7 protein-coding genes are annotated in these 11,002 nt (G+C 72.5%); 2 read left to right on the forward strand and 5 right to left on the reverse strand.

The genetic code is table 11. From position 1 onward, the window contains the following. Positions 1 to 24 precede the first annotated feature (24 nt). Entirely contained in the window at positions 25 to 282 is a 258-nt protein-coding gene (locus BFF94_RS16835; protein WP_128842498.1) for a hypothetical protein, read from the forward strand. A 22-nt stretch (positions 283 to 304) separates the two neighbouring features. On the opposite strand, the gene BFF94_RS16840 is transcribed toward BFF94_RS16835, so the two are convergent. Further along, the gene (locus tag BFF94_RS16840) at positions 305 to 1,555 is read right to left on the reverse strand and encodes a phosphatidylserine decarboxylase family protein (protein ID WP_128842499.1); all 1,251 of its coding nucleotides are present in this window, start codon (positions 1,553 to 1,555) and stop codon (positions 305 to 307) included. A gap of 114 nt (positions 1,556 to 1,669) precedes the next feature. Here BFF94_RS16840 and BFF94_RS16845 point away from each other — a divergent pair, with 114 nt between their 5' ends. Then, positions 1,670 to 1,909, forward strand: coding sequence for a hypothetical protein (locus tag BFF94_RS16845; RefSeq protein WP_128842500.1), 240 nt, complete (start codon positions 1,670 to 1,672; stop codon positions 1,907 to 1,909). Positions 1,910 to 1,998: 89 nt separating this feature from the next. On the opposite strand, the gene treY is transcribed toward BFF94_RS16845, so the two are convergent. Genes treY through glgX form a run of 4 tightly spaced genes read right to left on the reverse strand, consistent with a single transcriptional unit; the run spans position 1,999 to position 10,980 of the window. After that, positions 1,999 to 4,758: a malto-oligosyltrehalose synthase gene (treY, locus tag BFF94_RS16850; RefSeq protein WP_219139565.1), complete on the reverse strand. Its 2,760-nt coding sequence runs from the start codon at positions 4,756 to 4,758 to the stop codon at positions 1,999 to 2,001. Next, positions 4,755 to 6,980: a 4-alpha-glucanotransferase gene (gene malQ / locus BFF94_RS16855; RefSeq protein ID WP_219139566.1), complete on the reverse strand. Its 2,226-nt coding sequence runs from the start codon at positions 6,978 to 6,980 to the stop codon at positions 4,755 to 4,757. Before malQ ends, treY begins: the two co-directional genes overlap by 4 nt. Further along, the gene (gene treZ, locus BFF94_RS16860) at positions 6,977 to 8,857 is read right to left on the reverse strand and encodes a malto-oligosyltrehalose trehalohydrolase (RefSeq protein WP_219139567.1); all 1,881 of its coding nucleotides are present in this window, start codon (positions 8,855 to 8,857) and stop codon (positions 6,977 to 6,979) included. The genes malQ and treZ overlap by 4 nt, the downstream gene beginning before the upstream one ends. 8 nt (positions 8,858 to 8,865) lie before the next feature. Further along, on the reverse strand, positions 8,866 to 10,980 hold the full coding sequence (gene glgX, locus BFF94_RS16865; RefSeq protein ID WP_219139568.1) for a glycogen debranching protein GlgX: 2,115 nt from the start codon (positions 10,978 to 10,980) through the stop codon (positions 8,866 to 8,868). Between the last annotated feature and the right edge of the window lie 22 nt (positions 10,981 to 11,002).

Raw genomic sequence — 11,002 nt, forward strand, 5'->3', positions numbered from 1 at the left:
AGCCGACCACAGGGGGAAACGAACATGCTGACCGCCCATGAATTTGCCACGCTGTTCCTGGTGCACCGCGCACCGGAACAGCTCCAGATCGACCGCGAGGACGTTATCGCGCTGGTCGAACAACACCTGATCGTGATGCAGCGCGACGACGCGTCGGGCGAGTATCGCCCCGTGTTGACGGCCGACGGGCTGTCGGTCCTGCGGTGCATGCAGCGGCACGGCGCGACCGACTTGAACGACTTGACCGACTTGAACAACGCGATCGATGTGACCGACGCGTAATGCGCCGTGGCGCGCGCGGTGCTCACCTTGCGATCGCGACGGACGTGTTGACCTGCACGACGGGCGTCTGGTCGTCGAACGGCGGCGCGTACAGGAAGCGATCGATCACGCCGGTCTCGAACAGCAGGCAGACCGTCGAGCCGCCGAACTGGAAATAGCCGATCTCGTCGCCCTTGTCGACACGCTGGCCCGGCACCACCTCGACCACGCACGACGATACGTCGCCCATCCCGACGAACACGGCCGCCACCGTGCCGATGCCGGGATCGTCGCAGGCGATCGCGACCACCGCGCGCGCGGCGACGGCCGTCATGTAGCCCTGCGAGTCGTTGAGCCCGGCCGGGTCCGCGCCTTCGGCGTCGGCGACCGAGTAGTAGGTGCCGTCGACCCGGTACGCGTGCGTGACGACGCCGCGCACCGGCGCATGCCAGCGATGGTAGTTGTACGCGCTGAGATAGGCCTGGTAGACGTCGCCGCCGACGAAGCGCTCGGCGAGCGGCAACCACGCGGGCGTGAAGATCTCGCGCAGCGAATACGGCTGCGCCTTGATCCAGAACGTGTCGCGCAGCTTCACGTTCGATTCTGTGTGATATGGCGCGGCCTCGCACGCGCTGACGACCACGTGCGGATCGTCGGGCGACGCGACGGGCCGCGCGCCGTCGCGAAAGCGCCGCGTGAAGAAGTCGTTCCACGAATCGAAACCCCAGTACGGCTGGTCGTCGCGATACCGGAACTGCGACAGGCCGAGGCGCTTGCATGCCGCGTCGCAGAACCAGCCGTCGGGCGCCGCCGTGTCGAGATGCGCGCGCGAATGCGGGCCGCCGAGAAAGTCGCACCATACGTTCAGCACCTGCTTCAGTTGCGCGTTCACGGCCGGGTCGCGAAACACCGCATGGCCGGACGGCATGCACATCGGCCAGTCGAGGAACGCGTTCAGCGGGCACACGATCAGGCTCGCTTCACTGAACGGCGGCGTGTAGGTCATCAGGCGGTCGATCACGGTCATCAGTTCGCCGGTCGACGCGTAGCCGAGCCGGTATCCCGATGCGAGCGCTTCGTCGATCGCGAGGGTCAGGCCCATGCGCAGTACCGGGTTGTCGTCGAACAGCCGCGCGAGTTCCTGCACGGCCGGCGTGCGCAGCCGCGCGCCGGCATGCGCGCGCGCTTCGTTCGCGATTTTTTCGCGGAACGCGGCCATGTGCGTTTCCTCGCGGGCCATCCATTCGCCGAGCCGGTGGCGCGCGGCGGGCGGCGTGTTGAGGTCGGTCGGCATCGTTGCCTCCGGGCGCGGACAGGGTACGAATGCGCAGCAATATGCTTGCCCGGCGGCGGTATCGAAATTGCTGCCGTGGTTCGAGTGCTTGTTTCAACGGCACGGGAGACGAAGATGAACGCGGTTTCGAATGCGCGGCAGAAAAAGGATGCGGGCCCGGGCGACGAGCGTCGCGGCGGCGCGCAGCGCACGGTGGCGCCGGCGCGGACACGGGTGCGGGCGACGTCGCGCGATACGCGGCGGTCGAAGCATCAGGGTACGAGCGGGCCCGTGGCCACCGGCGATGACGGCAAGACGGGCAAGCCGCTGTGGGAGGATGACGGCGGGCCGTTGCCGCCGGAAGAGTGGTCGTGACGTCGGGGAGTCGTATCCGCGCCTGCGCAAAAGGCGCAAAAGGGATTGCGGCGCGGGACCTGCCGGACGCGGCCGAATCGGCATCGCCCTCAGGCACGCGCCGCGACGAGCACCGCAACCGGCGACGCGGCCAGGCAGCGATCGAGCGTCAGCACGCCCTCCGGCGCATCGATTCCGTCGCGCGCATTTAACCAGTCCGCCCACGGCCCTTCGGCACCGCGCGGCAGCACGACCGCCGTATCGCCCCATAGCGCGGGCTCCACACGCGGCAACCCGGGCGTTTCGCCGAGCAGCCGGCACGCGAGCCGCGTCGCAACGACCACCACGGTGGCCGCATCGTCGCGCCGCGCGAACGCAACCGCATGACGCCCGAGCCCGCCGCGCACCCGCAGCGGGACATACGCGCCATCCGCAAACGTCGCGGGCCAGCGCGCGCGCAACGCGAGCATCCGCTCGACCAATGCCCGCTTCACCCGCGCATCGGGCCACGCCGGCAGGTACGACGCTACCGCCCCGTCGACCCGTTCGGCCGCCAGCGCCGCGAACGGCACGTCGCGCCGGTTGTCCGGATCGACGAGCGAGTGATCCCATGACTCGGATCCTTGATAGAGATCGGGCACGCCGGGCGACGCCATCCGCAGTACGGTCTGCGCGAGGCTGTTGACGACGCCGGCCGGTGCGATCCGTGCGACGAACGCATGCAGCCGGTGTGCGAAGTCGCCGGCGCCGCGCGGCGTCAGGATCGCGCGGACGAACGCTTCGCAATCGCGCTCGTAGCCCGCATTGGGCGCCTGCCAGTCCGTATGCAGCTTCGCTTCGCGCAGCGCCTTCGTCTGCCACTGCGCCACGCGCCCGGCGAGCGCGTCGAGCCCCGCCGCATCGTCGGGTTCGAGTGCCGGCGGCCAGCAGCCGACGAGCGTCTGGTACAGCATCGCCTCGGCGGCCGGCCCCGGCGCCCACACGAGGTCGCGCTGCGCGCCGCCGCGATGCGGCCGGTTGAGCACGGACCAGTCGAGCGACACAGCGCGCCACGCGTCGGGCATCTCGCTGAGCACGGCCAGCCGCGCACGCGCATCCTCGCCGCGCTTGTGGTCGTGCGTGGCGGTGGCGACGAGCCCGTGCGGCACGGTGCGCGCGCGGCGCCGGTTGCGCGCATGGAACGCGCCGCGCGACAGGCTGAAGTCGCCCGCGTCGGCGCCGACCTCGTTGCGCGACAGCAGCCGGCCGTAGCGATAGTGGGCCGTATCCTCGACGCCCTTCGCGGCCAGCGGCGCGGTGAGCTGCGCGAACGCGACACGCGCCGCCTGCAGCGCGGCGGCGTCCGCGCGCGGCACGCGCACGACCGGCAACCCGAGCCACGCGGCGACATGGTCGAGCGCGAACCGGTCGGCCGGATCGACGGCCGCGCCCGCGCGTTCGTACGCCTGCGCGAGCACGCGGCGGTCGGCGTCGGCGGGTTCGTCGTCCCGCGCCGGATACATCCGGTACACGGGCAGCTGCACCGCGAGTTCGGCGAGCACGCGCCGGATCGCGACCAGGCTCACGTCGCGCGTCGCGGGCGCGGTACGCGCAATGCCGTGCAATGCCCGCGCGGCGCGCGCATGCTCGACGGCGAGCTGGCGCATCAGCACGCGCCGCTTGGCGTCGAGCGCCTCCTGCGCGAACGTTCGCGATGATCCCGACACCGACGCCCAGTGCGCGGCCAGCGGCGCGGCGCCGGCCGGATCGTGCAGCAGCGCGCCGACGTCGTTCATGAAGTCGTAGCCGGTCGTGCCGTCGACGGGCCAGTCGGCGCACAGCGCCTCGCCGGGCGCGAGGATCTTCTCGACGACGACGTACGGCCGCGCGTCGCGCTGCGCGGCGAGTCGCTCATGCAGCCGCCGGCAATACGCGCGCGGATCGGCGAGGCCGTCGACGTGATCGACGCGCACGCCGTCGACGAGCCCGGCCGCGTGCAGCCGCAGCGGCAGCGCATGAACGGCGTCGAACACCGCATCGTCGTCGACGCGGATGGCCGCGAGCGTCGCGATGTCGAAGAAGCGCCGCCAGTTCAGTTCGTCGGCGGCCGTGCGCCACCATGCGAGCCGATAGTGCTGGCGTTCGAGCAGCCGGTGCAGGCAGGCGCGCGAGCGTGCGCGGCGCGGATCGGCGCCGCGCAGCACCGCGTCGAGCGCATGCGGGCCCTGCGCGGCCGCGTGATCGCGCAACGCCGCATGCGCGGCGGCTAGCCGCGCGCCGTCGCGTACCGGCGCGGCGTCGAAGCGTTCGGCGAGCGCATTCAGGTCCGCGCGGTTCGCGACGCGCAGGATCTCCGCGTAGGTGGCGGCGGCCACCGGCAGCCGCCACCCGGGGCACGACACGAAGAAGCGGCCGGTGGCCGGATCGGCGCCGAGCGTGATGTCGCCGGCCGCGAGCGCATCGCCGTACGGCGCGCCGAGGCAGGGCAGCAGCACCTTGCCGTCGAGCGCCGTGTCGGGCGGATGCCAGTCGATGTCGAAATGGCGCGCGTACGGGCTCGCGGGCCCCCATTCGAGCACGTCGTTCCACCAGGCGTTCGACGATCCGCCGACGCCCATGTGATTCGGCACGATGTCGACGATCACGCCGATCCCGCGCGCGCGCAGCGCGTCGGCGAGCCGCACGAAACCGGCTTCGCCGCCCAGTTCCGGATTGAGCGCGCCGTAGTCGACCGTGTCGTAGCCGTGCAGCGAACCGGGCTCGGCCGTCGAGACCGGCGACAGGTACAGGTGGCTCACGCCGAGCCGCGCGAAGTAGTCGGCGTGCGCGGCTGCGTCGTCGAACGTGAAGCCCGCATGCAGCTGCAGCCGCAGCGTCGCGCGCGGGGTCATGTGCCGCGCCCTCGCGAGCGGCGCGCTTGCACGATTGCCGCGATGCGTTCGCGCGCGTCGGCGTCGAACAGCGTGTCGATCGCACGCGGCAGGCGTTGCCGCCAGTTCGGATGGCCGCACGGCGGCCCGGGCAGGTTCGGCTGCGCGTCCAGCGCGAGCAGATCCTCGAGCGGCACGATCGCGAGCGGCGACGGGCTGCGCGCGACGTACGCGAGGATCGCGCTCACCGGCGGCGCGTCGGCGGGCGGGGCGGCGTCGCCGGCCGGTGCGCAGCCGGCGCGCTGCAACGCGCGCCACAGCGCCGCGCGTTCGGCGGCGCGTTGCGCGTGCGGGGCGACGAGGCCGGGATGAGCGGCGGGCGGGAGCGCGCCGCCGTCTGCTTCCGCGCGCGGCGCGGCGTCATGCGCGGCGGCCGTGCGTTGCACGCTTTCGTCGGAATCGTGCGCGCTCGCATCGTCCGGCACGGCGCCGGCCGCATCGTGCGCGCCCGTGCCGGTTTGCTGCCTGGCGGCGTTGGCCTCGGCCTCCGCCGCGACCTGCCGCCACCCCAGGTCGACCCCGCGCCACCAGCCGGCCACGGTCGGCAAATCGTGCGTCGACGTCGTCGCGATCGCATCGCGATCCCATGCGGACGGCGGCCGGAACGCGCCGTCCGCATCGCGCTCGAACCACAGCACGCGCATGCCCGCGACGCCCTGCGCACCGAGCCGTTCGCGAAAACCCGCCGGCACGGTGCCGAGATCCTCGCCGATCGCGATCGCGCGATGGCGCGCCGCTTCGAGCGCGACGAGCCGCACGAGGTCGTCGACCGGATAGCGCAGGTACGCGCCGTCGCGCGGCGAGCCGCCGTCCGGCACGATCCACATTCGCGCGAAGCCGAGCACGTGATCGATGCGGATGCCGCCCGCATGCGCGAACGCCGCGCGCAACAACTCGATGAACGGGATGAAGCGGTCCGCGCGCAGCGCGGCGGGCGTCCATGTCGTCACGCCCCACGCCTGGCCGGCCGCGTTGAACAGGTCGGGCGGCGCGCCGACCGACAGGCGCTGCAGCAGCGTCGTGCCGTGCGCCCACGCGTCGCTGCCCGCGCGATCGGAGCCGACCGCGAGATCGGCGATCAGCCCGGTCGCCATGCCCGCGCCGCGCGCCGCGTGCTGCGCATCGCCGAGTGCGCGCGTCGCGCACCACTGCAGGAACGTGTGGAACGCGATGGCGTCGGCGTGCGCATGCGCGAACGCATCGACCTCGGCCGATCCCGGCATGCGCCACGGCGCCGGCCACTGCCGCCAGTCCGCGCCGATCCCGTGCTCGATGCAGAACGCCTGCAGTGCGTCGAAGCGCGCATGCACGTCGAGCGCCGCGCCGCCCGCCGCGCGAAACCGCTGGAACGCGTCGTGCGACGGCGCGTCGCCGGCGCGCCATGCATCGAAGCACGCGCGCAGGCGGCGCAGCTTCATCGGCAGCACGTGCGGCCAGTCGATCAGCGGCGCGTCGGGCACGGCACCGGGTGCGTCGCGCGCGGCATCGGCGCCCGGCACCGCGTCGCAGTCGAGATACGCGACGTTGTGCCAGCGCCGCGACGACGGCGAATACGGGCTGTCGTGCGCGGGCAGCGCCGGATAACCGGCGTGCGTCGGGCTGATCGCCACTGCCTGCGCGCCATGCCGTGCCGCATGCGCGGCCAGCCGCGCGAGCGCGGTGTAGTCGCCCGCGCCGTCGTCGCCGGTGCGGCGCAGGCTGTAGAGCTGGGCCGCGATGCCCCAGCGGTTGCCCGCGTCTTGGGCCCGCGCGAATGCGTCGAACGGGCGCGCCCGCGGCGGCGCGATCGCGAGCCCGATGCGCTGCTCGCCGAGGTCGAGCGCGTGATAGCCGGGCATTGCGAGCGGCGGCAGCGTGCCCTGCGCGCTCACGCGTCCGTCGACATGTCCGCCGGTCTCGAGCGAGATCCGGAAGCGCGCGCCCGGCGGCGCGACCGTCGCGGGCAGCGTCAGCGGCAGGCCGGCGTCGCCGGTGACGATGCGCGGCGGCGCCGTGTTCGCCTCGGCGAGCGCCGCCGCGCTGTCGACGCGCTGGAGCGCCGTGCCGCACGGCCAGCCGAGCGCGTCGACGAGCGCGACGAGCGCGTCGTCGTCCACCCGCCGCGCGAGCCCGCCCGCATCGGTCCAGTCGGCTTCCAGGCCGGCCGCATGAGCGAGTGCCGCGATCGATACGTCGGTCGTCATGATCGGCTTTGCCCGTTCGCGCGGTGCTGCCGCGCATCCTGGTTGACCGCGCCGTCGCGCCACACGATGCATGCGCGGGGCGGCAGGCGCAGGTCGGACAACCGGTCGCGTGCGCGCGGCGGCGTCTCGAACACGATCTTGCCGATCGGCAGCGCGGGCAGCGCCGCGTCGTGCGAGCCGAGGTTCAGCGCGATCGTCAGCGTGCTGCCGTCGCCAAGCCGCCAGCGCGCGACGAGCGCCTGCGGCTCGCCGTCGGCGGCGAGCAGGTCGACGCCGAGCGCGTGCACGCCCGGCAGGTGCGGCGTCACGAGCGCCGCGCGGACGGTCAGCGCGCTGCGGTAGAAGCGCCGCCAAGCGGCGACGTCGGGCAAGGAGTCGTCGGCCGGGTGGCTCGACGACGAGCGCACGAACGTCGCGATGTCGTTCGGATCGGGAATCGCGTCGCGATGCGCGGCATCGGCGAACGCGGGAAACGCGGCGAATTCGCGGCGCCGGCCTTCGCGCACCGCGTCGGCGAGTACGCCGCGATAGTCGGTGAAGAACTGGAACGGCTGCGTGCTGCCGTCTTCCTCGCCCATGAACAGCAGCGGGATCGACGGCGCGAGCAGCATCAGCGCGGTGACCGCGCGCACCGCGTCGTCGTTCGCGAGCGCGCGCAGCCGTTCGCCGAACGCGCGGTTGCCGATCTGGTCGTGGTTCTGCAGGAATGCGACGAACGCGGTGGGCGGCAGGTGTGCGCTCGGCTCGCCGCGCGCGGCGCCGTCGTGCAGCGGCGACGGTTCGCCCTGGTACGCGAAGCCTTCGCCGAGCGTGCGCGCGAAATGGCGCAGCGGCGCATCGGCGTACGCGCGGTAGTAGCCGTTGCGCTCGCCGGTCAGCAGCACGTGCGCGCTGTTGTGGAAATCGTCGTTCCACTGCGCGTCGAAGCCGCCGGGGCCGAGCAGGCTGGCCGCATTGCGCTCGTTCTCGAGCACGAGGTGCACATGGCGCGTGTCGCCCGCATAGGCGCGCACGCGGCGCGCGAGTTCGCGCAACCACGCGTCGTCGTCGATCGCGTGCGCGGCGTCGATACGCAACCCGTCGAAACAGAATTCGTCGAGCCAGTACAGCGCGTTGTCGATGAAGAACGCGCTCGTCTGTTCGCGCGAGAAGTCGATCGCGGGCCCCCACGCGGTCTGCCGGTCCGTGCGGAAGAACGCGGGCGCGTAGCGCGGCAGCAGATTGCCTTCGGGGCCGAAGTGGTTGTAGACGACGTCGAGGAACACCTGCAGCCCGAGCCCGTGAGCGGCATCGACGAGCGCTTTCAGTTCGTCGGGCCGCCCGTACGCCGCGTCGGGCGCGAACGGCAGCACGCCGTCGTAGCCCCAGTTGCGCGCGCCGGGGAACGCGTTGACGGGCATCAGCTCGAGCGCGGTCACGCCGAGCGCGGCGATCGCCGGCAGTCGCCGCTCGACGGCCGCGTAGCCGCCGCAGGCGCCGACGTGCAATTCGTACAGCACGGTCTCGTGCCACGGGCGGCCGCGCCACGCATCGTGGCGCCAGCGATACGCGGCCGGATCGACGACCTGGCTCGGGCCGTGCACGTCGCCCGGCTGGAAGCGCGACGCGGGATCGGGCACCACGAGATCGCCGTCGAGCCGGTAGCGATACCGCGCGCCGGGGCCGCACGGCGCGACCGCCTCGAACCAGCCGTCGCCGGCAGGTGTCATCGCGATCGCGTGCACGCCTGCGTCCTCGAGTTCGACGGCCGCCGTGCGGCTCGCGGGCGCCCATAGCCGGAAGCGCGTGCGATCGGCGTCGATGCAGGTCGCGCCGAACGACGCTGCGTAGGCGTGCGTAGGTGGCGGACGGGACGGACGGGCGGAACGGGATGTCATGGCGGTCCTCACGAAGGCGGGTCGGGCGGCACGGCGGCGACGGCGATCGCGGCCGCGTGCGCGGCGACGTCGAGGCCGGCGGCCGGCCACGCGCGCGGGCCGGCGTCCGGCGTGGCCGTATCGACCAGCACGCGATAGTCGAGCACGGGCCCGGGCGGCGCGAACGCGATCGTCTCGGACGACGCGTTCAGCATCACGAGCAGCGCCTCGGTGCGCCCGGTGCGGCCGGTGCCGACGCGCCGCATCGTCAGCGCGCGGCGCTCGCCGTCCTGCCACGCGGGCACGGTCAGCGCGTCGCCGCGTTCGTCGAACCAGCCGATCTCGGCCATGCCCGGCGCGCCGTCGCGATCGCCCGACGGATAGCGCGGCGCGGACATCACCGGATACATGCGCCGCAGCGCGGCGAGCCGCGACACGAAGCGCATCAGCGTCACGGCTTCGTCGCTGCGCGCGAGATCCCAGTCGAGCCACGACATTTCGTTATCCTGGCAGTACGCGTTGTTGTTGCCGTGCTGCGTGCGGCCAAATTCGTCGCCGGCCACCAGCATCGGCGTGCCGAGCGCGGTGAACAGCGTCGCGAGCATCGAGCGCGCGACGCGCGCGCGCACCGCGAGGATCACCGGGTCGTCGGTCGGCCCTTCGACGCCCCAGTTCGCGGTGCAGTTGTCGTCGCGGCCGTCGCGGTTGTCCTCGCCGTTCGCGTCGTTGTGTTTCGTCGCATACGACACGAGATCGGCGAGCGTGAAGCCGTCGTGCGCGGTGATGAAATTGACCGACGCCCAGGTATGGCGCCGCTGGTGGTTGAACAGGTCGGCCGACCCGGCGAGCCGCGCGGCGAGCTCGGGCCGCTGGCCCGCGTCGCCGCGCCAGAAGCGCCGCACGGTGTCGCGAAAGCGGTCGTTCCACTCGGCGAAGCCGGGCGGATGGCGGCCGAGCTGGTAGCCGCCGGGGCCGAGATCCCACGGCTCGGTGATCAGCTTGCGCTGCGCGAGCACCGGGTCCTGCCGCAACGCGTCGAAGAACCCCGCGCCGGGATCGAAGCCGTGCGCCTCGCGGCCGAGCGTCACGCCGAGGTCGAAGCGGAAGCCGTCGATGTTGAACGCGGTGGCCCAGTAGCGCAGCGAATCCATCACCATCTGCACGACGCGCGGGTGCGACAGGTTCAGCGTGTTGCCGCAGCCCGTCTCGTCGACATGAAAGCGCGGGTCGCCCGGCACGAGCCGGTAGTAGCTCGCGTTGTCGAGGCCGCGCCACGACAGCGTCGGGCCGAGCTGGTTGCCTTCGCACGTATGGTTGTAGACGACGTCGAGCACGACCTCGATGCCGGCCGCATGCAGCTGGCGAATCGCGATGCGCATCTCGTCGAGCCGGCGCGTCGCGAGATACGCGGGCTCCGGCGCGAAGAACGCGGCCGTGTCGTAGCCCCAGTAGTTGCGCAGCCCGTGCTGCACCAGCGCGCGCTGCTGCAGGAACGCATGGACGGGCAGCAGCTCGACCGTCGTCACGCCGATCGACAGCAGGTGATCGATGAACGCCGGATGCGCGAACGCCGAGAACGTGCCGCGCTCGGGCGGGCGCAACCCGGCGCGCCGCATCGACGCGCCGCGCACGTGCGTCTCGTAGATCACTGTGTTGCGCCACGACACGCGCGGGCGCCGGTCGGTGCTCCAGTCGAACGCCTCGTCGACCACCACGCACTTCGGCATCGCGGGCGCCGAATCGCGCCGGTCCATCGACAGGTCCGCGCGGTTCGAATGCAGGCGATAGCCGAACAGCGCGTCCGACCAGCGGAACTGGCCGACCAGCTTGCGCGCATACGGGTCGAGCAGCAGCTTGGTCGGATTGAAGCGATGGCCGTGCTGCGGCTGGTACGGACCGTCCGCGCGAAACCCGTACACGGTGCCCGGATGCGCGTTGGGCAGGTAGCCGTGCCAGATCTCGTCGGTGCATTCGGGCAGGTCGAGGCGCGCGAGTTCCTTGCGGCCGGTCGGATCGAACACGCACAGCTGGATGCGCTGCGCGTGCGCGGAAAACACCGCGAAATTGGTCCCGAGCCCGTCCCAGGTCGCGCCGAGCGGGTAGCTCCGGCCGGATTCAAGACGGGCGGGCAGGGCGGTCGGCATGCGGCGGATCTCCGTATCGAGG

It is taken from the genome of Burkholderia catarinensis (assembly GCF_001883705.2).
Classification (GTDB): Bacteria; Pseudomonadota; Gammaproteobacteria; order Burkholderiales; family Burkholderiaceae; genus Burkholderia; species Burkholderia catarinensis.

Excerpts from the sequence above, each read along its gene's own strand:
- BFF94_RS16835 (WP_128842498.1), top strand. The coding sequence starts at position 25 with ATGCTGACCGCCCATGAATTTGCCACGCTGTTCCTGGTGCACCGCGCA.
- malQ (WP_219139566.1), bottom strand. The coding sequence starts at position 6,980 with ATGACGACCGACGTATCGATCGCGGCACTCGCTCATGCGGCCGGCCTG.
- treZ (WP_219139567.1), bottom strand. The coding sequence starts at position 8,857 with ATGACATCCCGTTCCGCCCGTCCGTCCCGTCCGCCACCTACGCACGCC.
- treY (WP_219139565.1), bottom strand. The coding sequence starts at position 4,758 with ATGACCCCGCGCGCGACGCTGCGGCTGCAGCTGCATGCGGGCTTCACG.
- BFF94_RS16845 (WP_128842500.1), top strand. The coding sequence starts at position 1,670 with ATGAACGCGGTTTCGAATGCGCGGCAGAAAAAGGATGCGGGCCCGGGC.
- BFF94_RS16840 (WP_128842499.1), bottom strand. The coding sequence starts at position 1,555 with ATGCCGACCGACCTCAACACGCCGCCCGCCGCGCGCCACCGGCTCGGC.
- glgX (WP_219139568.1), bottom strand. The coding sequence starts at position 10,980 with ATGCCGACCGCCCTGCCCGCCCGTCTTGAATCCGGCCGGAGCTACCCG.